Here is a 21324-nt window from a genome sequence, read left to right on the forward strand (position 1 = left end):
TAAGCAAGAAGGCGAGGCTCCTTAACAGAAACTGCCTCTAAAGCCTGGCATAGATTCGCGGGCTGGCGGCGTTCCAGGACAATTCGCGGCGCAACACGTATTGCTGCGCAAAAATTCACCAGTACAATAGGCAAAACCCTCTCATTACGGACACCAATGATCCTGATTAAAACACTGTCGCTCAGCCTGCTGTGCATTATTCTGCTGTCTCTTGTCGCCAGCGTCGGGCAGGCGATGTATCACCACGATCCTCAGGCGCAGCGAGGCTGGTGGGCCGCCCGCAGCGATTCTGCCGGAATGGCCCCCGATCCGCGTAAAAACGCCGGGCTGGCGGTGGTGCAGGTTTACGCCGCCCCAACCTGGGGCTGGAAGGGCGTGGTGGCGGTACATCCGTGGATCATCTTTAAGCGCGCCGGAGAAACCCAGTACAACCGCTACGAGGTGATTAGCTGGGGCTCGGGTGAGAAAGTGCGCCGCAACCGCAATTCGCCGGACGGCTACTGGTACGGCTCTAAGCCCCGCCTGCTGGTGGAGCATCGCGGGGCGGCAGCCGAAGCCATGATCCCGCAGATCGAAGCGGCGATAGCCTCTTATCCCTGGCCGGACAGCTATCGCGTCTGGCCCGGACCGAACAGCAATACCTTTATTGCCCATATCGGGCGCGAAGTGCCGGCGCTGAAGCTGGATATGCCCGCCAACGCGGTCGGCAAAGATTTCCGCTCGCTGCGCCATGTGGTGGGCTTACCGCCGTCAGGGCGCGGGCTGCAGGTTTCCGTGCTCGGCGTGGCAGGGGTGACGCTGGGGGTAGAAGAGGGATTTGAGGTGAACGTGTTGGGGCTGAATGTCGGCCTGGACGTGTCGCCGTTGAAGCTGAGATTGCCGTTTATTGGCGGAGTGGGACGGGATAATTTGCAGAAGCAGCGGGAAGGGGGCGAGGAGTAAATCCTGCGCCGCCTGAGCGCCGTAAAATCCGCAAAACTCTACGGCGCGTTTGAAGGAAAAGAGATTTTGAACAACGCCGCTAACCGGCGTTACTCGTTGCCCCACTGATTGAGGAAATCTGCGATCTCATCAATACGACCTTGATGAATCCCGGCCTCAACAGCCATCTCCTGCTGGGCCTCTTCGCTGATTTCTTCGTTATTCATCAGGCGGGTGATCAGCAGCTGGAAATAGTGCGCGAGGGCGTCGCGTTCGGTTTCGGTGACCGGGATTTCTGTTTCCGTCGCGTACTCGTCGGCGATGTCATAAAACTTCAGTGGGATAGATGACGTCATTGTGAATTCCTTTGAGAAAGAGGCATGGGCTGGAGCATAGCATTTTTATGAGGATCTGCGCTGAGCCGATTGTTCAACTTAGTGCTCCCTGTTAGCCACGCGAGCCTGCTAAAATCAACGCTATATTCTCTTTATTACAGGTTACAACAACAATGGCTCTGATCCCTAAAAACTACGCACGGCTGGAAAGCGGCTACCGTGAGAAAGCGTTAAAAATCTATCCCTGGGTATGTGGACGCTGTTCGCGGGAATTTGTTTACTCGAATCTTCGCGAATTAACGGTCCATCATATCGATCACGACCACACTAATAATCCGGAAGACGGCAGTAACTGGGAGTTGTTGTGCCTGTTTTGCCATGATCACGAACACTCGAAGTACACCGAAGCTGACCAGTACGGCACCACCGTGGTGGCGGGGGAGGACGCGCAAAAAGACGTCGGGGCAGCCACCTATAATCCGTTCGCCGATTTAAAGTCGATGCTCAATAAAAAATAACGGTAAAAAAAAATCCACGCCGCAGCGTGGATTTTTATTGTCAGGCCGACAATCTTAGACGTTGAACAGGAAGTTCATCACATCGCCATCCTTCACGATGTAATCCTTCCCTTCAGCGCGCATCTTGCCCGCTTCTTTGGCCCCTTGCTCACCCTTATAAGTGATGAAATCTTCATAAGCGATGGTCTGAGCACGGATAAAGCCTTTCTCGAAGTCGGTATGGATTTTACCCGCCGCCTGCGGCGCAGTTGCGCCAACCGGGATGGTCCATGCGCGCACTTCTTTCACGCCCGCAGTGAAGTAGGTTTGCAGGTTCAGCAGAGCATAACCGGCGCGGATCACACGGTTCAGGCCCGGCTCTTCGATGCCCAGCTCGGCCATAAATTCTTCGCGGTCGGCGTCGTCCAGTTCGGCGATATCCGATTCTACAGCCGCGCAAACAGGCACGACGACGGAGCCTTCCGCTGCGGCGATTTCACGCACTTTGTCGAGGTACGGGTTGTTTTCAAAACCGTCTTCGTTAACGTTGGCGATATACATGGTCGGCTTCAGGGTCAGGAAGCTCAGGTAGCGGATGGCCGCTTTGTCTTCCGCCGTCAGGTCCAGCGCGCGCAGCATCCCGGCGTTTTCCAGGTGCGGCAGGCATTTTTCCAGTGCCGCCAGTTCCGCTTTGGCGTCTTTATCGCCGCCTTTGGCTTTCTTCTGCACGCGGTGAATGGCGCGCTCGCAGGTTTCCAGGTCAGACAGCGCTAGCTCGGTATTGATAACGTCGATATCTTCCGCCGGATCGACTTTACCCGCCACGTGGATAATATTGTCGTTTTCAAAGCAACGCACCACGTGGCCGATAGCTTCGGTTTCGCGGATGTTGGTCAGGAACTGGTTACCCAGGCCTTCGCCTTTGGATGCGCCTTTTACCAGGCCCGCGATATCCACGAATTCCATGGTGGTCGGCAGAATGCGCTGGGGCTTAACGATTTCCGCCAGCTTGTCGAGACGCGGATCGGGCATTGGAACCACGCCGGTGTTCGGCTCAATGGTACAGAACGGGAAGTTAGCCGCTTCAATACCGGCTTTGGTCAGCGCATTGAACAGAGTGGATTTACCGACGTTCGGCAAGCCGACGATACCGCATTTGAATCCCATGGTTTAGATCACCTTAATTGCTTGATTATCATTGAGTTAAAACAGGCTCAACGACTGAAAATAAATAACTTTGCCTATTATACATCGAACGGGCGTTATTCGGGGCGTATTTCACCCCGTCGCCCGATAAAAAGCCGGCTATTGGGCCTTAAAGGCGTGCAAACGGTTGGTGGCTTTGGTCAGGCCTTCTTTCAGCCAAATCTCGGTGCAGCGCGCCGCTTCGTCTACGGCGTCATCAATTAATTTCTGCTCGGAGACAGGCGGTTTGCCCAGCACAAATCCAACAACTTTGTTTTTATCGCCGGGATGACCAATTCCCACCCGTAAACGGTGAAAATTCGGGTTATTGCCCAGCTTGCTGATAATGTCTTTCAGGCCGTTATGCCCGCCGTGACCACCGCCAAGTTTAAATTTGGCAACGCCGGGCGGCAGGTCTAACTCGTCATGCGCCACCAGGATTTCATCCGGCGCGATGCGGTAAAAGCCCGCCATCGCCGCCACCGCTTTGCCGCTCAGGTTCATAAAGGTGGTCGGAACCAGCAATCGCACATCTTCACCCGCGAGGGAGACCCGCGAGGTATAGCCAAAAAATTTGGCTTCTTCTTTCAGCGGCGCGCGCAGGCGCTCCGCCAGTAAATCCACATACCATGCCCCGGCGTTATGGCGGGTCGCCGCATATTCAGCGCCAGGGTTCGCCAGGCCGACAATCAATTTTATCGTCACGTTGTTATTCCAGGTTGCCCGTAAATCGCCGGGTAGTTTACTTCGCTCAGGTCATGATGACAAAGCGCTCCGCTTGTGGCACGCAGTTATTGAATAATAACTATACTGAACCATTAGAATTTCATTCAGTTCAGCAAGTTATATGTCAAGTTTTGTGAAGTCAGGCGCGTAAATGTGATCCCAGGCGCAACAGAGAACCATAACTGTTGTCTATACTTTACACACAAGGAATGGGGATATTCCCACACACCCTTTCGTTCCGGAGGTGACATATGAAACGCAAAAACGCTTCGTTACTCGGTAACTTTCTTATGGGGTTGGGCTTAGTTGTTATGGTCGTTGGCGTCGCGTATTCCATCCTCAATCAGCTGCCTCAACTCAACCTGCCTCAATTTTTCGCCCATGGAGCGGTATTAAGCATCTTTGTCGGTGCCGTGCTCTGGCTTGCCGGCGCGCGCGTTGGCGGGCATGAACAGGTTTGCGACCGGTACTGGTGGGTGCGCCACTTTGATAAGCGCTGCCGCCGCGACGAACATCGTCATAGCTAATCACTATAGCTAATCAATTAATTTTAAAGGACGGCTCCGCATGCGGAGCCGTTTTTTTTGGCTGTAACGCGCTGATGCAGGCGCAGCGGCCCGCATCAGCGTAGCGGATCACAATTCGGCGAGCGCCGCCTCGCGGTCAGGGAAGAACGCCAGACGCCCGGGGATGGGCTTGACGTGAGCGCGGGCCAGGGTGCGCAGCGGCTGGAATTCCAGATGGCAGATGCGCAGCTCGCAGCCTTCCGGCAAGCGGGCGATAAAGCGTTGCAGGGCGTCCAGACCGCCTGCATCCAGCACCGGTACCGCATCCCACTGCATCACGATGATTCGTTTCCCTTCGGCCTGTTGCATCAGCGGGCCAAATACCCCTTCGGCGGCGGCGAAAAACAGCGGGCCGGTAACGCGCACCGCCAGCACATCATCCGGCACCGTCACGTTGAGCGGCGCAAGGCGCGTCATGCGCGCAACCCGGCGCATAAACAGCAGCGAGGCCAGCACGATGCCGACGCTGATGGCAATCACCATATCGAACAGTACGGTGAGCGACATGCACAGCAGCATCACCAGGATGTCGTCTTTCGGCGCATGGCGCAGCAGGCTGACCACCTTATGGGCTTCGCTCATGTTCCACGCCACCATCAGCAGCAGCGCCGCCATGGCCGACAGCGGCAGCCATGAGAGCAGGGGAGCCAGCGCCAGCAGCGCCATAATCACCAGCAGGGAATGGATAACCGCCGCGATGGGCGACGTGGCCCCGGCGCGCACGTTGGCGGCGGAGCGGGCAATCGCCGCGGTGGCGGTAATGCCGCCGAAGAACGGCGCAATCAGGTTGCCCAGCCCCTGGCCGATCAGCTCGCTGTTGGCGTTATGTTTGGTGCCGGTCATGCCGTCGAGCACCACGGCGCACAGCAGTGACTCAATCGCGCCCAGCATCGCCATGGAAAACGCGGCGGGCAGCAGCGCCTGAATCGAAGACCAGCTCAGCGTAAAGCCGGAATCGGGAATATTCCACGGTAGCATCAGCTGCGGCAGCAGTTGCGGGATGCCGCTGCCCTGGGTGCCGTCCGCCAGCACATAATGGAAGCGTGAGCCGATAGTAGCCACGTCGCCGCCGAGCATATTCACGGCGGCCATCACGGCGCAGCCCGCCAGCAGCGCAGGCAGATGCGGCGGCAGGCGAATGCCGAAGCGCGGCCAGAACACCAGTACGCCCAGGGTTACAATGCCGATAGCCGCATCGCCCATGTTGAGGGTCGGCATTGCCATCACCAGCGCGCCGACTTTCTGCAAATAGTGTTCCGGCACGTGCGCCATTTCCAGGCCAAAGAAGTCTTTGATCTGCATGGTGGCGATGGTGATACCGATCCCGGAGGTAAAGCCCAGCGTCACGGACAGCGGGATGTATTCAATCAATCGGCCAAAACGCGCCAGGCCGAACAGCACCAGAAATAACCCGGAAATCAGCGTCGCCATCAACAGGCCCGCCAGCCCGAACTGCTGGGCCACCGGGTAGAGGATCACCACAAAGGCGGCGGTGGGGCCGGAGACGCTAAAGCGCGAACCGCCGCTCAAGGCGATGACGATCCCGGCTACGGCGGAGGTGTACAGCCCGTACTGGGGCGCGACGCCGCTGCCGATAGCCAGCGCCATGGCCAGCGGGATAGCAATAATCCCGACGGTGATCCCGGCAATTAAATCGCGGCTAAAGCGCGACGCGGTGTATTTCTCCCGCCAGCAGGCGTCGATGAGGGCGCGAAATGGCAGGAAATGGGCGATTGAAGATGTTTTCACTGTGTTTCATCCATGAGCGCATCATCTGTTTAGTGTATGTCAGATGAAGGAGGCATTAGTCATACAAATACATCATGCAATAAAAAAAACCCGCCGCAGCGGGTTTCTGAACGCATGTCTATCAATGTTCGAACATTGCAGAAATGGATTCTTCGTTGCTGATACGACGAATCGCTTCTGCCAGCATGCCGGAAAGGGTCAGGGTGCGAACTTTTTCCAGCGCTTTGATTTCTGGTGCCAACGGAATGGTGTCACATACGATGAACTCGTCGATTACCGAGTTCTTGATGTTTTCCACTGCGTTGCCGGAGAAAATCGGGTGGGTCGCGTAAGCGAAGACGCGTTTCGCGCCGCGCTCTTTCAGCGCTTCCGCCGCTTTGCACAGGGTGCCGCCGGTATCGATCATGTCGTCAACCATCACGCAGTCGCGGTCAGCTACGTCGCCGATGATGTGCATCACCTGGGAAACGTTAGCGCGCGGACGGCGTTTGTCGATGATCGCCATGTCGGTATCGTTGAGCAGTTTAGCGATAGCGCGTGCGCGTACGACGCCGCCGATATCCGGGGAAACCACGATCGGGTTGTCGAGGTTTTTCTGGATCATATCTTCGAGCAGAATCGGGCTACCGAAAACGTTGTCTACCGGCACATCAAAGAAGCCCTGGATCTGTTCTGCGTGCAGGTCCACCGTCAGAACGCGGTCAACGCCGACGCTCGACAGGAAATCAGCAACCACTTTTGCGGTGATCGGCACACGCGCGGAACGCACGCGGCGGTCCTGACGGGCATAGCCAAAGTAGGGGATCACCGCGGTAATACGGCCTGCGGAAGCGCGACGCAGGGCATCTACCATGACAACCAGTTCCATCAGGTTGTCGTTGGTGGGGGCACAGGTGGACTGGATGATGAAAATATCACCACCGCGTACATTTTCATTGATTTGTACGCTGACTTCGCCGTCGCTAAAGCGACCGACAGCAGCGTCGCCGAGGGAAGTGTACAGGCGGTTGGCAATACGTTGTGCTAGTTCCGGGGTGGCGTTACCAGCAAAAAGCTTCATATCAGGCACGAGAAGAACCTCAGGCATGCGTCCAGTGGTGGATGACGGCATCAATGCGGGTGAAGCTCGCCATCCAGGCGGTGTATTTAAAGAGCATGGCGCAACATCTGGAACAGGGTGACGTTGTCACCATTACTCAGTATGCCCGGAATTCCTGCATTACTCGGCGAGTGCCTGGTGCAGCGGAGAGCGGTTAACACCTTTTGCGACAAAGCCATGCAGCCATTCCGGGGCTTGCTTAAGCACCTGGCGAGCAGCGGATTCTGTGTCAAATTCAGCAAATACACAGGCCCCTGTGCCAGTCAGGCGCGACGGCGCGTATTCTAACAGCCAGGAAAGCGCGGCATCAACCTTACGAAAACGTTTTCTTGCGATAACCTCGCAATCATTGCTGAATTCACATTTTAGTAACGCTTTTAGAGGTCGTTTCGGGGTGTTGCGCGGCAAATCCGGGTCGCCAAAAATTACCGGCGTGGAAATGCTCTCGCCGGGGTGCGCCACCAGATACCATTTTTCAGCAGGCTCGACGAAGGTCAGTAGCTCGCCCACGCCCTCGGCGAACGCGGCGCGCCCGCGCACGAATACCGGCACATCCGCCCCCAGCGTCACGCCGAGCTGCGCCAGCTGATCATCGCTAAAGCCGATTTTCCACAGATGGTTCAGCGCCACCAGCGTCGTCGCGGCATTGGACGATCCGCCGCCCAGCCCGCCACCCATCGGCAGTTGTTTATCGATAGCGATATCCGCGCCCAGCGGGCCGGTAAAGCCGTTGTCGCGCGCTTTAGCGGCCAGCATCCGCGCGGCGCGCACGATCAGGTTATCTTCATCCGCCACGCCGTCCACCGGGGTCAGCAGCCGGATCTGGTCGTCAGCGCGCGGGTTGATATCCAGCGTGTCGCCGTAATCCAGAAACTGAAACAGCGTCTGGAGATCGTGATAGCCGTCAGGACGACGGCCAGTGATATACAAAAACAGGTTCAGTTTTGCAGGAGAGGGCCAGCGACGCATTATTTCACCGTCCAGCTATCCATCTTCAGCTTGATGCGCTGATCGCCTTCGCGCAGCTCCATGTTAGAAGGCAGCGCCGGCTGGGTTTTGGTGTCGTAACCGCCGTAGGTCACAGTCCAGTTTTTACCGTTCTGGCTGTAGTTCACTTCGCGCAGGCGATAGTTTTCATCCAGTTTGTAATCGGTGGCGTCCCCGGGAATGCCCAGGATCCACTGGCGCAGGCTATTAAGCGGGATCGGCATCCCGGTCAGTTTACCGATCATCTCTTCGGCGTCGGTATCGGTGTAACGCTGGCCTTTGCTATCCACCAGCTGCACCACGCCCGGCTGCGCGTTTAGCTCCAGCTCGGTGCTGCCCAGCGGGTTGGTCAGCAGCAGGCGATAGCGGTCCTGGCCGGTTTGCTGCCAGAAAAAGCGCGCATACACTTTTTGGCGGTCAGAAAGATAGGCGAACGCGCCGCGGGTCTGATACTGGGAAATTTTCGCGACCTGCTGCTGATGCTGCTGCCACTGTGGCGAATCGGGGCTTTTTCCCGGCCCTTTTGGCGTAGTTACGGCACAGGCCGTTAAGATCAGGCTTGCCAGCGGTAAAAGACGAATGAGCGGGAACGGGGAGCGAATCATGGTAGCGGCAAATCCTTGAAAGTAGGTTAGCTTGATAACCTTTCATGCTAGCTGTCAGCGAGAAATGCGTCTACGGTCAAGTTATCTTAAATGATCGGTTCGCCGATTGATTCAAAAGAGGTACTTCTCTTTTATTGACCCTGCGCATCCTGTATGATGCGCCGAGTTCAACCTTATCAACGCTGGTACTATTCCCGCACACATGACCCTTTTAGCACTCGGCATCAACCACAAAACGGCCCCGATTTCACTGCGAGAACGCGTTACGTTTTCGCCGGAAACGCTCGACCAGGCGCTGGAAAGCTTGCTGGCGCAGCCGATGGTGCAGGGCGGGGTGGTGTTATCGACGTGCAACCGTACCGAACTCTATTTAAGCGTCGAGCAGCAGGACGATCTCCACGAGCGCCTGGTGCGCTGGCTGTGCGATTATCACCAGCTTGATGAAGCCGAAGTGCGCAACAGCCTGTACTGGCATCACGATAACGACGCCGTCAGCCATCTGATGCGCGTGGCCAGCGGGCTGGATTCGCTGGTACTCGGCGAGCCGCAAATTCTCGGCCAGGTTAAAAAAGCCTTCTCGGATTCCCAGCGCGGACATACCCAGTCCAGCGAACTGGAACGCATGTTCCAGAAATCGTTCTCCGTGGCCAAACGGGTGCGTACCGAAACCGAAATCGGTGCCAGCGCGGTGTCGGTGGCCTTCGCCGCCTGTACTCTGGCGCGGCAAATTTTTGAATCGCTCTCGAAAGTCACCGTGCTGCTGGTCGGCGCGGGGGAGACCATCGAGCTGGCGGCGCGTCATCTGCGCGAACACAACGTCTCGAAAATGATCATCGCCAACCGTACCCGCGAGCGCGCCCAGCGTCTGGCGGATGAGGTGGGCGCAGACGTGATTGAACTTAGCGAGATCGACGAACGCCTGAAAGAGGCCGATATTATTATCAGCTCCACCGCCAGCCCGCTGCCGATCATCGGCAAAGGCATGGTGGAGCGCGCGTTAAAAGCCCGCCGCAATCAACCGATGCTGCTGGTGGATATCGCGGTGCCGCGCGACGTGGAGCCGGAAGTGGGCAAACTTGCCAACGCCTATCTCTACAGCGTGGACGACCTGCAATCGATCATTCAGCACAACCTGGCGCAGCGCAAAGCCGCCGCCGTGCAGGCTGAAACCATCGTAGCCCAGGAAGCCAGCGAATTTATGGCCTGGCTGCGCGCCCAGGGCGCCACCGAGACCATTCGCGAATACCGCAGCCAGGCCGAACAGGTGCGTGACGATCTCACCGCCCGCGCCATTGCTGCGCTGCAACAAGGCGGCGACGCCGAAGCCATCATGCAGGATTTAGCCTGGAAGTTAACCAACCGGCTGATCCATGCGCCAACCAAATCTCTCCAGCAGGCCGCCCGTGACGGGGATGACGAACGCCTGCATATTCTGCGCAACAGCCTTGGGCTGGAGTAGCACAACAATACATATTATAAGGTGAAACACCGCCTATGAAGCCTTCTATCGTTGCCAAACTAGAAGCCTTGCAGGAGCGCCATGAAGAAGTTCAGGCCCTGCTCGGCGATGCTGCGACAATCGCGGATCAGGATCGCTTTCGCGCGCTCTCCCGTGAATACGCACAGTTGAGCGATGTATCGCGCTGTTTTTTGCTCTGGCAACAGGTTCAGGAAGATATCGAAACGGCACAGATGCTGTTGGATGACCCGGAAATGCGCGACATGGCGCAGGAAGAGTTAAACGAAGCGAAACAAAAAAGCGAACAGCTGGAGCAGGAGTTACAGGTTCTGCTGCTGCCGAAAGATCCGGATGACGAGCGCAACGCGTTTGTCGAAGTGCGTGCCGGAACCGGCGGCGACGAAGCCGCGCTGTTTGCCGGGGATCTGTTCCGCATGTACAGCCGCTACGCGGAATCGCGCCGCTGGCGGGTCGAGATCATGAGCGCCAGCGACGGCGAGCACGGCGGTTACAAAGAAGTGATCGCTAAAATCAGCGGCGATGGCGTTTATGGCCGTCTGAAATTCGAATCCGGCGGCCACCGCGTGCAGCGCGTACCGGCCACCGAATCCCAGGGCCGTATTCACACTTCCGCCTGTACCGTGGCGGTGATGCCGGAACTGCCGGAAGCCGAGCTGCCGGACATCAACCCGGGGGATTTGCGTATCGATACGTTCCGCTCCTCGGGCGCGGGCGGTCAGCACGTAAACACCACCGATTCCGCTATCCGCATTACCCACCTGCCGACCGGCATTGTGGTGGAGTGCCAGGATGAACGTTCCCAGCATAAAAACAAAGCCAAAGCGCTGTCGGTGCTGGGCGCTCGTATCCATGCGGCGGAAATGGCCAAACGCCAGCAGGCGGAAGCGTCAACGCGCCGCAACCTGCTGGGCAGCGGCGATCGCAGCGATCGCAACCGCACCTATAACTTCCCGCAGGGCCGCGTCACCGACCACCGCATCAACCTGACGGTATACCGTCTGGATGAAGTGATGGAAGGCAAACTGGATATGCTGATCGAACCTATTGTTCAGGAATACCAGGCCGATCAGCTCGCCGCACTCTCCGAGCAGGACTAATGGAGTTTCAGCACTGGTTACGGCAGGCCGCCGCACGTTTAGTGGATAGCGAGTCTCCGCGTCGCGACGCGGAGATCCTGCTGGGCCTGGTAACCGGCAAAGCGCGCACCTTTATTCTGGCCTTCGGTGAAACCCAGCTATCAGAGGCGCAGCTCGCGGAGCTTGACGCGCTGTTAGCCCGGCGCGCAGCGGGAGAACCCGTGGCGTACCTCACCGGCGTTCGGGAGTTCTGGTCGCTGCCGCTGATGGTTTCTCCGGCGACGCTGATCCCGCGCCCGGATACCGAGTGCGTGGTGGAACAGGCGCTGGCCCGCTTGCCCGCCGAACCCTGCCGCATTCTCGATTTAGGTACCGGCACCGGCGCGATTGCGCTGGCGCTGGCCTCCGAGCGCCCGGACTGCCAGGTCGTCGCGGTGGATAAAGTGCCGGATGCGGTGGATCTGGCGCAGCGTAACGCCGCGCGCCTCAACATCGCCAATATCGACATCCGGCAAAGCGACTGGTTTAGCGCCGTTCAGGGCGACCGTTTTCAGCTTATTGTCAGCAACCCCCCGTATATCGACAGCGAAGATGAGCACCTCCGGCAGGGCGATGTGCGCTTTGAACCGTTGTCTGCGCTGGTTGCGCCTGATGCGGGGCTTGCCGATATCGATTATTTAATTCGTGAAGCGCGCGCCTTCCTTGAACCTGGCGGCTGGCTGGTGCTGGAGCACGGCTGGCAGCAGGGCGAGGCGGTGCGCGCGTTGTTTCATCAAGCAGGATTTTTGGCAGTAGAAACCGGTCTGGATTATGGCGGCAATGAACGCCTGACCATGGGACAAATAACATCACAGGAGTAAGTCATGGCGACCTATTTTGCGCTTAAGCACGTGCATATTCTCACCGCGTTCCTTTCCGTGAGTCTGTTTATTCTGCGCTACTGGTGGCAATATCGCGGTTCAGCCATGTCGACCAAACGCTGGGTGCGGATTGTCCCGCACGTGAACGACACGCTGCTGCTGGTGACCGGGGTGGCGCTGGTGATGATCACCCATTTCTACCCATTCACCCCACAAGGCGCATGGCTGACTGAGAAGCTTTTTGGCGTTATCATCTACATCGTTTTAGGTTTTATCGCGCTGGGCCGACGCCCGCGTAGCCAGCAGGTGCGCTGGATAGCTTTTCTGCTGGGCCTGGTGGTCATTTATATCGTCATTAAGCTGGCCACCACCAAGATACCGTTATTGGGGTTTGTATGAAGTCGTTAGCCGATTTCGAGTTTAATAAAGCGCCGTTATGCGACGGCATGATTTTGATTTCCCAGCTGATCCGCGACGACTTCCCGACGCAGGACGTCTACGATCGGCTGCAATCGCTGGTGGCGCTCGCCCGCGAAGAGATTAGCGGCGGGCTGCACCAGGATATCCAGCTGGAAAAACTGCTGGAGCTGTTTTACGGCGAGTGGGGCTTCCAGGATTCCCGGGGCATCTACAAGCTCTCCGACGCGCTGTGGCTGGATAAAGTGCTGGAGAACCGCCAGGGCAGCGCCGTGGCGCTGGGGGCGATTTTGCTGTGGGTGGCTGAACAGCTGGATATTCCGCTGATGCCGGTGATTTTCCCGACCCAGCTGATCCTGCGCGCCGACTGGATGGACGGCGAAATGTGGCTGATCAACCCGTTCAACGGCGAAACGCTCGACGAACACACGCTGGAAGTGTGGCTCAAAGGCAATATCAGCCCGGTGGCGGAGCTGTTTGTGGACGATCTTGAGGAGTCCGAGAACGCTGAAGTGATCCGCAAACTGCTCGACACCCTGAAATCGGCGCTGATGGAAGAGCGGCAGATGCTGCTGGCGCTGCGTACCAGCGAGGCGCTGTTGCAGTTCAACCCGGAAGATCCGTATGAAATTCGCGATCGCGGGCTGATCTACGCCCAGCTGGATTGCGACCATGTAGCCCTGACCGACCTGAGCTATTTCGTTGAACAGTGCCCTGAAGACCCGATCAGCGAAATGATCCGGGCGCAAATCAATTCGATTTCTCACAAACAGATTACCCTGCATTAATGGCAGCACGTTTCTGATTTACACCTGATAAGGCGAACGTATGAAACAAAAAGTGGTGAGTATTGGCGATATCAAGGTAGCGAACGACCTGCCGTTCGTGCTGTTTGGCGGTATGAACGTTCTGGAATCACGCGATCTGGCGATGCGCATCTGCGAACATTACGTCACCGTGACCGACAAACTCGGTATCCCTTACGTATTCAAAGCCTCCTTTGATAAAGCGAACCGCTCGTCGATTCACTCCTATCGCGGACCGGGCCTGGAAGAAGGGATGAAAATCTTCCAGGAACTGAAACAGACCTTCGGCGTGAAAGTGATTACCGACGTTCACGAAGCTTCTCAGGCGCAGCCGGTAGCCGATGTGGTTGACGTGATCCAGCTGCCGGCGTTCCTGGCTCGCCAGACCGATCTGGTGGAAGCGATGGCGAAAACCGGCGCGGTGATCAACGTCAAGAAACCGCAGTTCGTCAGCCCGGGCCAGGTCGGCAACATCGTCGACAAGTTCATTGAAGGCGGCAACGACAAAGTGATCCTGTGCGATCGCGGCAGCAACTTCGGTTACGACAACCTGGTTGTGGATATGCTCGGCTTTAACGTAATGAAGAAAGTCTCTGGCAACTCGCCGGTGATCTTCGACGTCACCCACGCGCTACAGTGCCGCGACCCGTTCGGCGCGGCGTCCGGTGGCCGTCGCGGCCAGGTTACTGAACTGGCGCGCGCCGGTATGGCAGTCGGCATTGCCGGTCTGTTTATCGAAGCGCATCCGGATCCCGCCAATGCTAAATGCGACGGCCCGTCCGCGCTGCCGCTGGCGAAACTGGAGCCGTTCCTCAAGCAGATCAAAGCGATTGACGATCTGGTGAAGAGCTTCGAAGAGCTGGACACCGAAAACTAATTTCCGCTGAGATAAAAAAATGCCCTGCAAATTTGCAGGGCATTTTTGTTTGAGCGGTCAGGCGAATATCGTCATCAGATAGGCAGCGAACAGCGCCAGATGGGCGGTGCCGTTAAGCACATTGGTGCGCCCGGTGGAGAACGAAATCTGGCACAGCACCAGCGAGGCCAGCATCACAATCATCTCCGGCGCGCCGAGGCCGAAAATCAGCTCATTGCCGGTAAGAATGGCAATCAGCGTGACCGTCGGCACGGTCAGGGAGATGGTCGCCAGCACCGAACCGAAAAACAGGTTCATGGCGCGCTGTACCTGATTGTTCATCACCGCTTTAATCGCCCCTAATCCTTCCGGTGAGAGGATCAGCAGCGCCACCAGGAAGCCGGTAAAGGCAACGGGCGCATTCAGCGTGGTCAGCAGCGACTCCAGCGGGCTGGCGTTCATTTTGGTTACCGCAATCACCGCGATAAGATGCACCACCAACCAGGCCGCGTGCCACAGGTTGCTGTGCGCCGACGGCTTGCCGTGATGCGGGTCGTCATCGTCGCCTTCGTCTTCATGCTCGTAGACAAACAGGCTCTGATGGGTTCTGGTCTGGATAATCAAAAACACCCCGTACATGGCGGCGGAAATCAGCGCCACCAGAATCGACTGGCCCGTCGTGAAATTAGCCTCTGGCAGCGCCATCGGGAACACCAGCACAATTACCGCCAGCGGGAATAGGGCGATCAAATACTGTTTAATACCGAACAGATTCACATGCTGCGTAGCAAATTTACGGCCTCCCAGCAGCAGCGCAAAACCCACCAGGCCGCCGGTGACGATCATAATGATGGAGTAAAGCGTGTCGCGCATCAGCGTCGGCGCGGCATCGCCGGTGGCCATTAGCGCGGAGATCAAACTGACTTCAAGAATAACTACCGAAAGGCTGAGGATCAGCGAGCCGTAAGGTTCGCCCAGGCGATGCGCCAGCACATCCGCGTGGCGCACCACGCTAAATGCGCTGCTCAGGATCGCAACCAGCGCCAGCGCATTGATGCCGATAACCACTGGCAGCGACTGGCTGGCCCCCCAAAATGCCAGCACCGCCAGTGCTATCACCGGGAAAATGAGAGAGGACTCCTTATGGCGGGTTTTCACCGCCTCATGTACTGTTTTTGTCATTTTTTTACTCCAGAGAAGCAGGTGTTATCATTATAGTCATTGTGAGAAAGGTCACTAAAATAGCAAAAAACCGCAGGGTCACCGGTAATATTTACGAAGTTTTACGGCCTGTGCCGATTTTTATCCTCAGAAGGCAATAAACCGCTATCTTGTTTAGAATTCATTTAACTAACAATCAATTAATAAGAGGGTTCTGACATTTATCCTGTGAACTGGCAAACCCTGGCATCCTGTTCCACACTTTGAAGTTGTCCCTGAAAAGAGAGGTTCGTATGCCGTATAAATCACGTAGCGACTTACCCGAAAACGTCACCAACGTTCTGCCCGCCCACGCGCAGGATATCTATAAAGAAGCGTTCAACAGCGCCTGGGATCAGTATAAAGATGCCGACGATCGGCGCGGCGACGCCAGCCGTGAAGAGACCGCGCACCGCGTGGCCTGGGCGGCGGTAAAACATGATTACCAAAAAGGCGACGATGAAAAGTGGCATAAGAAAAAATAAATCCACCGCTAATCTTTCGATAATCCAGGGCGTTGCAGCGCCAGCGCCCTGCAAAATTCTCTTCAAATCTCCGAAATTGTGCCAAATCAATTTTTCAACTCTTGCCAGCGTTGGGTTAATTGCCTATCGTCTGCTGATAATTGCTTTCGAAATGAACAGCAGACAGGGTAAGAGGGCGTCAGGGAAGAATGGCAGTGGTGGAGGTATGAAGTGTTAACACGTGATTTCTTAATGAAAGCGGATTGTAAGACGGCTTTTGGAGCCATTGAGGAATCGTTATTGTGGTCATCTGAGCAGCGCGCGGCATCCCTTGCGGCGACGCTGGCCTGTCGGCCTGACGATGGCCCGGTATGGATTTTTGGTTACGGTTCGCTGATGTGGAACCCGGCGCTGGAGTATGAAGAGTCTGCCACCGGTACGCTGCCGGGCTGGCACCGGGCATTTTGCCTGCGCTTAACCGCAGGCCGCGGCACCGCCTGCCAGCCGGGACGGATGCTGGCGCTGAAAGAGGGCGGCCGCACCACCGGCGTGGCGTACCGTCTGCCGGAAGCGACGCTCGATCAGGAACTGGAACTGCTGTGGAAGCGTGAGATGATCACCGGCTGCTATTTGCCTACCTGGTGCAAACTTGAGCTGGACGATGGCCGCACCGTCAACGCGCTGGTGTTTATTATGGATCCGCGCCACTCGCTGTACGAATCCGATACCCGCGCCGCGATTATTGCGCCGCTGATTGCCGCCGCCAGCGGCCCGCTCGGCACCAATGCCCAGTATCTGTTTTCGCTGGAGCAGGAACTCAACAAACTGGGGATGCGCGACCCAACGTTAGATGAACTGATTAGTGCGGTTCGCGCGTTGCAGGCACCCCAGTCCGATGCAAACTGGCAACCGGGGTTTGCGTAAACTCAGGCGGGGACGTAGCTGATGGAGTGCTCCAGCGACTGGCTGTGACTGTCGATCAGCACGTTCCAGGTGCCGCTATAGGGCACCGTGAGATACGCGTGCTTGCGGTTTTGCACGCTGAGAATATCCGCCGTACTGCTGGCAGCGCCTTTGGCGCTCATCAAATGAATGTGACAAGAATCGGAACAGCGTACCACCACCGTATCCCCGCCAAACAACTTCAGACTCGTTTTTACCATCGCCATCTTTTTACCCTCTGCCAAAAAAAGACTACCCCTGTACGTGACTCTGTTCACAAATCACGCTTATGCATAACACCAAAGAGGGAGGGCGCGGATGCTGACCTTGATCAACGAATTTCATAATCATTAAACTTTAGTTATAAATGCCCTCTATACATTGCATTCTGAAAGGTTTGCGCCTGAAAAGTGAACAACCGGAGCGGGAAATTCTGGAAACCTGCGGCGCGTTCAGCAAGCTATTTCGCAGCACAGCGCCGAATCGCGTTAATAGTCTGGAAACTGCCGCAGCGGGGCGCATGCGGCAGAATAGCCATCAGAAAGTCAGAACTTTATCCGCCGCCAGCGTCCACTGCGCCAGTTCGACCAGCGTGCCGATCTCCACGCCATCAATCAGCGGCAGCCCGGAAACGCCGCGCCCGTCGCTGCAGGTCTTACACAGTTTCACCGGCACATTCTGGGCGGTGAGGATCTCCAGCATCTGCTGAATGTTATAGCCTTCTGCGGGTTTCTGGCCGCGAATGCCTGCCGTCACCGCATCCGACATTAAAAACAGTTTCAGACTGATGTCGTCCTGCTGTTCGCGCAGGGCGATAGCCAGACGCAGGCTGTTAAACAGCGACTCGCTGCCATAGGCCGCGCCGTTAGCGATAATCACGATATTTTGCACGTTAACTCCTTTGCCGTTTGGGCATGGTTATTGCTTTGTTAATTGCTGACCAGAGTAAAGCGGTAATGACTTCGGGAGTATGACATGAATCAACAGGCGCCACGCCCGCAATCCGCGCTGGAATGGTTTCACTATACCCGTCGCCAGCAACAGCAGCAGTTACAGCACCTTGCCCGGCTGGGCGAATTCGCCACGCTGATTAGCCAACTGGTGCATACGCTCCAGCGCGAGCGCGGCGCATCTAACGTGTGGCTCTGTTCCCGGGGCGAATTGTTTGGCCCGCAGTTACAGCACAGCGCCCGGCAGGTGGATGAGTCGCTGGCTGCTTTCCAACAGTGGCTAACCGAACACCACGCCCTGATGAACGGCAATGCGGCGGCGAAGCTGGCCTGCGCGCTGTGGTTTCTGGAAGGATTAAGCGCCTTGCGTGAGGAAATCCGCATCCTGCGCATCACGCCTGAACAGGCTATGGAGCGCTTTAACCGCACCGTGCAGCCGCTGATGGAAATCATCCCGGAAGCCAACGATACGCTAAGCGATCCGCAGGTCGCCCAGGCGCTGACCGCGCTGTATAGCCTGATGCAGGGCAAAGAGTGGGTCGGCCAGGAGCGGGCGGTCGGCGCGATTGGCTTTACCCGTGGCGAATTTGATGCCGCGCTGCGCCAGATGCTGGTGGACCGCATCGACGCCCAGCAGCACAGCTTTGCCACGTTTCTTTCGCTGACGGAACCGGAGCAGGCCGCGATGTTTCGCGACAGCGCAGAGGCCACCCGGGACATCGAACAGATGCGCCGCGAAGCCTGCACCCGCATTCCGGCAAACCCGCAGTCGGCGGCGCGCTGGTTTGATATCCAGACCCAGCGCCTTGACGCGCTGCGGCTGATTGAAACCCGGCTGATCGACACGCTTTCCGCCGTGGCGCAACGTTCATTACAACATACAGTTGATGACGCGCATCCCGGTGAAACGGCGCTGGCCGCATGGGTGGTGCAGCAGAGCAGCGTGAAAGCCGCGCCGGTAGAGCGTCATCTGCTGCCGCTGGTGCGCCAGCAGGCACGCGAGCTGGAAAAACTCAGCCGTGAATTGACCTCGCTTCAGGAAACGCTCGAAGAGCGTAAAACCATCGATAAAGCCAAAAGCCTGCTGATGAACCATCAGGGCATCAGCGAAGAACTGGCCTGGCAGCAGCTGCGTAAACTGGCCATGAACCAGAACCAGCGGATGGTGGATATCGCCCGTTCGCTGCTGCTCAGCGCCTCGCTGTGGTCGGTAACCCCAAAGGAGTAGCTGCACACCAGCGGGGCAGAGCGTGACAGCTTATGGTGCGCTGGCTCACAAAAAACCGCTAAAGCCCCGGAAAACACGGCCTCAATTTCTGGCACAGCAATTGCAAATCCGTTACTGACCACAACACAAATCGCAGAGAAGCCAACGGCGGCTTCCCGGCGATGAAGGATAAAGGCGTCCTGCAATGTTCACGCATTGTTGGACGCCTTTTTTTATTGGAGCAGCCATGAGCGAAACACAACGAGGGCTTTCCCGCCGCCGCTTTATTCAGACGGGAGCCGCACTGGGCGGTATGTTGATGATGCCGGGGCTGGCGAGCAGCGTCTGGGCGGCAGGCTCTGATCAGCCGGAGCGCCAGCAGGTTAACGTTGGGTTTATCCCATTAACCGACTGCGCGCCGCTGGTGATGGCATCGGTAAAAGGCTTCGACGCCCGCTATGGCATCAAACTCAACCTCAGTAAAGAGGCCAGCTGGGCGGCGGTGCGCGACAAACTGGTGTACGGCGAGCTGGATGCCGCGCACATCCTGTACGGCATGGTGTACGGGCTGGAGCTGGGTATTGCCGGGAAAAAACAGGCGATGGCGAGCCTGATGACCCTCAACAACAACGGCCAGGCGATCACGCTCTCCACCGATCTGCTGGACAAAGGCGTTCGCTCGCTGGGCGATCTGCCTGGCTACCTGCGCCAGTCCGCGCCGGGCAGCTATACCTTCGCCCACACCTTTCCGACCGGCACCCACGCCATGTGGCTCTACTACTGGCTGGCCTCCGAAGGCATCAACCCGTTTACCGATGTGCGCACCGTCGTGGTGCCGCCGCCGCAGATGGTCATGAACATGCGCATCGGCAACATGGTGGGCTTTTGCGTCGGCGAACCCTGGAACGCCAGGGCGATCAACGACCGCATCGGCTTTACCGCCGCGACCACCCAGGATATCTGGCCGGATCATCCGGAAAAAGTGCTCGGCTGCCGTCACGACTGGGTAGAGCAGAACCCGAACACCGCGCGGGCGCTGGTCTCCGCCACGCTGGACGCGGCCCGCTGGATCGACGCCAGCGATGACAACCGCCGGGAGACCGCCCGGGTACTGGCGAAACGCGCTTACCTGAATACCAAAGAGCAGTACCTCACGGGGCGGATGCTCGGCGACTACGACAACGGCGCAGGCCGCCGCTGGCAGGACCGCCACGGCATGCAGTTCTTCCGCGACGGCGAAGTGAGCTATCCGTGGCTGTCTGACGGCATCTGGTTCCTCACCCAGTTCCGCCGTTGGGGCTTGCTGAAACAGCAGCCGGATTATCAGGCCATCGCCCAACGCATCAACCGCACCGATATCTACCAGCAGGCCGCCAGCGCAACCGGCGTCAGCCTGCCGAAAGACGCCATGCGCAGCAGCCGTCTGCTCGACGGCAAAATCTGGAACGGCGCGGACCCGGCGTCCTACGCCGCCAGCTTCGATATCTCGCATCAGGGGAGAAAAGCATGAAACAGCAAACTGTCACGCAGCGTGACGTTGTCACATCAGAAGTGATTAGCGCGGAGGTTATCGCGCTGCCGCCGGTACAGGTGCGCAAGCGCCATCCGGCCCTGCGCGCTACCGCTAACAGTGTGGTGCAGCACCTGCTGCCGGGGCTATTAGGTTTAGGGCTGGCACTGGTGGCCTGGCAGCTGGTGTCGGTTAACAGTAAAGGCTTTCCCGGCCCGCTCAGCACCCTGGATTCTGCCCTGACCCTGTTCGCCGACCCGTTCTACCGCGAAGGACCAAACGACCAGGGGATCGGCTGGAACGTGCTGGCGTCGTTACAGCGCGTCGGCATCGGCTTCGGGCTGGCGGCGCTGGTGGGCATTCCGCTCGGCTTTTTGACGGGCCGCTTTGTGTTCTTCGCCCGGATGTTTGGCCCGCTGATTGCGCTGCTGCGCCCGGTCAGCCCGCTGGCCTGGCTGCCCATCGGCTTACTGCTGTTTCAGCGCGCCGAACCGGCCTCAAGCTGGACCATTTTTATCTGCTCGATCTGGCCGATGGTCATTAACACCGCTGACGGGGTGCGCCGCATCCCGGACGACTACCTCAACGTGGCGCGGGTGCTGCAACTCTCCGAATGGACGGTGATGCGCCGGATCCTGTTCCCGGCGGTATTGCCGGCAATTTTGACCGGGGTGCGGCTGTCCATCGGCATCGCCTGGCTGGTGATCGTCGCCGCCGAAATGCTCACCGGCGGCCTGGGCATCGGCTTCTGGATCTGGAATGAGTGGAACAACCTCAACGTTGAAAACATCATTATCGCCATCGTCATTATCGGCGTGGTGGGGCTGATGCTTGAGCAGGCGCTGCTGTTGCTGGCGCGTCGTTTTAGCTGGCAGGAAAAATAAGG

Annotated in this window: 24 protein-coding genes; 14 read left to right on the forward strand and 10 right to left on the reverse strand. The window is 57.6% G+C overall.

The window, feature by feature from the left end; all coding sequences use genetic code 11:
* Positions 1 to 156: 156 nt before the first annotated feature.
* Positions 157 to 942: a DUF3750 domain-containing protein gene (locus FND52_RS03000; protein WP_144129262.1), complete on the forward strand. Its 786-nt coding sequence runs from the start codon at positions 157 to 159 to the stop codon at positions 940 to 942.
* Positions 943 to 1031: 89 nt separating this feature from the next.
* Here the strand turns inward: FND52_RS03000 and FND52_RS03005 are convergent, their stop codons facing one another.
* Positions 1032 to 1277, reverse strand: coding sequence for a DUF2543 family protein (locus FND52_RS03005; RefSeq protein ID WP_125295380.1), 246 nt, complete (start codon positions 1275 to 1277; stop codon positions 1032 to 1034).
* Positions 1278 to 1429: 152 nt separating this feature from the next.
* Here FND52_RS03005 and yajD point away from each other — a divergent pair, with 152 nt between their 5' ends.
* A complete protein-coding gene (gene yajD, locus FND52_RS03010) occupies positions 1430 to 1774 on the forward strand; it encodes an HNH nuclease YajD (protein WP_125295381.1) in 345 nt (114 codons plus the stop codon).
* 54 nt (positions 1775 to 1828) lie between these two features.
* Here the strand turns inward: yajD and ychF are convergent, their stop codons facing one another.
* Together ychF and pth are read right to left on the reverse strand one after the other, a co-directional pair.
* Entirely contained in the window at positions 1829 to 2920 is a 1092-nt protein-coding gene (ychF, locus tag FND52_RS03015) for a redox-regulated ATPase YchF (protein WP_144129263.1), read from the reverse strand.
* 138 nt (positions 2921 to 3058) lie between these two features.
* On the reverse strand, positions 3059 to 3643 hold the full coding sequence (gene pth / locus FND52_RS03020) for an aminoacyl-tRNA hydrolase (protein ID WP_125295383.1): 585 nt from the start codon (positions 3641 to 3643) through the stop codon (positions 3059 to 3061).
* 272 nt (positions 3644 to 3915) lie between these two features.
* On the opposite strand from pth, the gene ychH reads away from it, so the two are divergent.
* A complete protein-coding gene (gene ychH / locus FND52_RS03025; RefSeq protein ID WP_125295384.1) occupies positions 3916 to 4191 on the forward strand; it encodes a stress-induced protein YchH in 276 nt (91 codons plus the stop codon).
* Between the two features lie 108 nt (positions 4192 to 4299).
* Here ychH and dauA read toward each other — a convergent pair whose 3' ends face one another.
* The 4 genes from dauA to lolB form a co-directional block, all read right to left on the reverse strand.
* The gene (dauA, locus tag FND52_RS03030) at positions 4300 to 5979 is read right to left on the reverse strand and encodes a C4-dicarboxylic acid transporter DauA (RefSeq protein ID WP_144129264.1); all 1680 of its coding nucleotides are present in this window, start codon (positions 5977 to 5979) and stop codon (positions 4300 to 4302) included.
* 121 nt (positions 5980 to 6100) lie between these two features.
* The gene (gene prs, locus FND52_RS03035) at positions 6101 to 7048 is read right to left on the reverse strand and encodes a ribose-phosphate diphosphokinase (RefSeq protein WP_002437209.1); all 948 of its coding nucleotides are present in this window, start codon (positions 7046 to 7048) and stop codon (positions 6101 to 6103) included.
* A gap of 150 nt (positions 7049 to 7198) precedes the next feature.
* Complete coding sequence (ispE, locus tag FND52_RS03040; RefSeq protein ID WP_144129265.1) at positions 7199 to 8050, reverse strand: 4-(cytidine 5'-diphospho)-2-C-methyl-D-erythritol kinase; 852 nt, start codon at positions 8048 to 8050, stop codon at positions 7199 to 7201.
* Entirely contained in the window at positions 8047 to 8670 is a 624-nt protein-coding gene (lolB, locus tag FND52_RS03045) for a lipoprotein insertase outer membrane protein LolB (protein ID WP_125295387.1), read from the reverse strand. The genes ispE and lolB overlap by 4 nt, the downstream gene beginning before the upstream one ends.
* 202 nt (positions 8671 to 8872) lie before the next feature.
* On the opposite strand from lolB, the gene hemA reads away from it, so the two are divergent.
* The 6 genes from hemA to kdsA are packed head-to-tail and all read left to right on the forward strand — an operon-like array spanning position 8873 to position 14186.
* The gene (gene hemA, locus FND52_RS03050; RefSeq protein ID WP_125295388.1) at positions 8873 to 10129 is read left to right on the forward strand and encodes a glutamyl-tRNA reductase; all 1257 of its coding nucleotides are present in this window, start codon (positions 8873 to 8875) and stop codon (positions 10127 to 10129) included.
* A 35-nt stretch (positions 10130 to 10164) separates the two neighbouring features.
* The gene (gene prfA, locus FND52_RS03055; RefSeq protein ID WP_125295389.1) at positions 10165 to 11247 is read left to right on the forward strand and encodes a peptide chain release factor 1; all 1083 of its coding nucleotides are present in this window, start codon (positions 10165 to 10167) and stop codon (positions 11245 to 11247) included.
* Positions 11247 to 12086: a peptide chain release factor N(5)-glutamine methyltransferase gene (prmC, locus tag FND52_RS03060; protein ID WP_144129266.1), complete on the forward strand. Its 840-nt coding sequence runs from the start codon at positions 11247 to 11249 to the stop codon at positions 12084 to 12086. The genes prfA and prmC overlap by 1 nt, the downstream gene beginning before the upstream one ends.
* A gap of 3 nt (positions 12087 to 12089) precedes the next feature.
* Positions 12090 to 12485 (forward strand): SirB2 family protein, encoded by a 396-nt coding sequence (locus FND52_RS03065; RefSeq protein ID WP_125295391.1) that lies wholly within the window; start codon positions 12090 to 12092, stop codon positions 12483 to 12485.
* Complete coding sequence (gene sirB1, locus FND52_RS03070) at positions 12482 to 13291, forward strand: invasion regulator SirB1 (protein ID WP_125295392.1); 810 nt, start codon at positions 12482 to 12484, stop codon at positions 13289 to 13291. The genes FND52_RS03065 and sirB1 overlap by 4 nt, the downstream gene beginning before the upstream one ends.
* Before the next feature lie 40 nt (positions 13292 to 13331).
* Entirely contained in the window at positions 13332 to 14186 is an 855-nt protein-coding gene (gene kdsA / locus FND52_RS03075; RefSeq protein ID WP_125295393.1) for a 3-deoxy-8-phosphooctulonate synthase, read from the forward strand.
* Between the two features lie 57 nt (positions 14187 to 14243).
* Here kdsA and chaA read toward each other — a convergent pair whose 3' ends face one another.
* Positions 14244 to 15347: a sodium-potassium/proton antiporter ChaA gene (gene chaA / locus FND52_RS03080; protein ID WP_125295394.1), complete on the reverse strand. Its 1104-nt coding sequence runs from the start codon at positions 15345 to 15347 to the stop codon at positions 14244 to 14246.
* A gap of 272 nt (positions 15348 to 15619) precedes the next feature.
* Between chaA and chaB the strand changes: the two genes are divergently transcribed.
* Together chaB and FND52_RS03090 are read left to right on the forward strand one after the other, a co-directional pair.
* Complete coding sequence (gene chaB, locus FND52_RS03085) at positions 15620 to 15850, forward strand: putative cation transport regulator ChaB (RefSeq protein ID WP_144129267.1); 231 nt, start codon at positions 15620 to 15622, stop codon at positions 15848 to 15850.
* 210 nt (positions 15851 to 16060) lie between these two features.
* Positions 16061 to 16753 (forward strand): gamma-glutamylcyclotransferase, encoded by a 693-nt coding sequence (locus FND52_RS03090; protein WP_144129268.1) that lies wholly within the window; start codon positions 16061 to 16063, stop codon positions 16751 to 16753.
* 2 nt (positions 16754 to 16755) lie between these two features.
* Here the strand turns inward: FND52_RS03090 and FND52_RS03095 are convergent, their stop codons facing one another.
* Together FND52_RS03095 and FND52_RS03100 are read right to left on the reverse strand one after the other, a co-directional pair.
* Positions 16756 to 16998: a DUF1883 domain-containing protein gene (locus FND52_RS03095; protein ID WP_125295397.1), complete on the reverse strand. Its 243-nt coding sequence runs from the start codon at positions 16996 to 16998 to the stop codon at positions 16756 to 16758.
* A 310-nt stretch (positions 16999 to 17308) separates the two neighbouring features.
* A complete protein-coding gene (locus FND52_RS03100; RefSeq protein ID WP_144129270.1) occupies positions 17309 to 17662 on the reverse strand; it encodes a DsrE/DsrF/TusD sulfur relay family protein in 354 nt (117 codons plus the stop codon).
* An 84-nt stretch (positions 17663 to 17746) separates the two neighbouring features.
* On the opposite strand from FND52_RS03100, the gene FND52_RS03105 reads away from it, so the two are divergent.
* The 3 genes from FND52_RS03105 (at position 17747) to ntrB (ending at position 21322) form a co-directional block, all read left to right on the forward strand.
* On the forward strand, positions 17747 to 18949 hold the full coding sequence (locus tag FND52_RS03105) for a nitrate regulatory protein (protein ID WP_144129272.1): 1203 nt from the start codon (positions 17747 to 17749) through the stop codon (positions 18947 to 18949).
* A gap of 226 nt (positions 18950 to 19175) precedes the next feature.
* Entirely contained in the window at positions 19176 to 20438 is a 1263-nt protein-coding gene (locus FND52_RS03110; RefSeq protein WP_144129273.1) for a CmpA/NrtA family ABC transporter substrate-binding protein, read from the forward strand.
* Positions 20435 to 21322, forward strand: a complete 888-nt coding sequence (gene ntrB / locus FND52_RS03115; protein ID WP_144129275.1) for a nitrate ABC transporter permease — start codon at positions 20435 to 20437, stop codon at positions 21320 to 21322. Before FND52_RS03110 ends, ntrB begins: the two co-directional genes overlap by 4 nt.
* The last annotated feature ends 2 nt before the right edge of the window (positions 21323 to 21324 follow it).

The sequence above is a fragment of the Atlantibacter subterraneus genome (genome assembly GCF_007570865.1).
Lineage (GTDB): Bacteria > Pseudomonadota > Gammaproteobacteria > Enterobacterales > Enterobacteriaceae > Atlantibacter > Atlantibacter subterraneus.

Bases quoted from the DNA above. Each gene is read 5' to 3' on its own strand.
- FND52_RS03000 (WP_144129262.1), top strand. From the start codon at position 157: ATGATCCTGATTAAAACACTGTCGCTCAGCCTGCTGTGCATTATTCTG.
- FND52_RS03005 (WP_125295380.1), bottom strand. From the start codon at position 1,277: ATGACGTCATCTATCCCACTGAAGTTTTATGACATCGCCGACGAGTAC.
- yajD (WP_125295381.1), top strand. From the start codon at position 1,430: ATGGCTCTGATCCCTAAAAACTACGCACGGCTGGAAAGCGGCTACCGT.
- ychF (WP_144129263.1), bottom strand. From the start codon at position 2,920: ATGGGATTCAAATGCGGTATCGTCGGCTTGCCGAACGTCGGTAAATCC.
- ychH (WP_125295384.1), top strand. From the start codon at position 3,916: ATGAAACGCAAAAACGCTTCGTTACTCGGTAACTTTCTTATGGGGTTG.
- lolB (WP_125295387.1), bottom strand. From the start codon at position 8,670: ATGATTCGCTCCCCGTTCCCGCTCATTCGTCTTTTACCGCTGGCAAGC.
- hemA (WP_125295388.1), top strand. From the start codon at position 8,873: ATGACCCTTTTAGCACTCGGCATCAACCACAAAACGGCCCCGATTTCA.
- prfA (WP_125295389.1), top strand. From the start codon at position 10,165: ATGAAGCCTTCTATCGTTGCCAAACTAGAAGCCTTGCAGGAGCGCCAT.
- prmC (WP_144129266.1), top strand. From the start codon at position 11,247: ATGGAGTTTCAGCACTGGTTACGGCAGGCCGCCGCACGTTTAGTGGAT.
- FND52_RS03065 (WP_125295391.1), top strand. From the start codon at position 12,090: ATGGCGACCTATTTTGCGCTTAAGCACGTGCATATTCTCACCGCGTTC.
- sirB1 (WP_125295392.1), top strand. From the start codon at position 12,482: ATGAAGTCGTTAGCCGATTTCGAGTTTAATAAAGCGCCGTTATGCGAC.
- kdsA (WP_125295393.1), top strand. From the start codon at position 13,332: ATGAAACAAAAAGTGGTGAGTATTGGCGATATCAAGGTAGCGAACGAC.
- chaA (WP_125295394.1), bottom strand. From the start codon at position 15,347: ATGACAAAAACAGTACATGAGGCGGTGAAAACCCGCCATAAGGAGTCC.
- chaB (WP_144129267.1), top strand. From the start codon at position 15,620: ATGCCGTATAAATCACGTAGCGACTTACCCGAAAACGTCACCAACGTT.
- FND52_RS03095 (WP_125295397.1), bottom strand. From the start codon at position 16,998: ATGGCGATGGTAAAAACGAGTCTGAAGTTGTTTGGCGGGGATACGGTG.
- FND52_RS03105 (WP_144129272.1), top strand. From the start codon at position 17,747: ATGAATCAACAGGCGCCACGCCCGCAATCCGCGCTGGAATGGTTTCAC.
- FND52_RS03110 (WP_144129273.1), top strand. From the start codon at position 19,176: ATGAGCGAAACACAACGAGGGCTTTCCCGCCGCCGCTTTATTCAGACG.
- ntrB (WP_144129275.1), top strand. From the start codon at position 20,435: ATGAAACAGCAAACTGTCACGCAGCGTGACGTTGTCACATCAGAAGTG.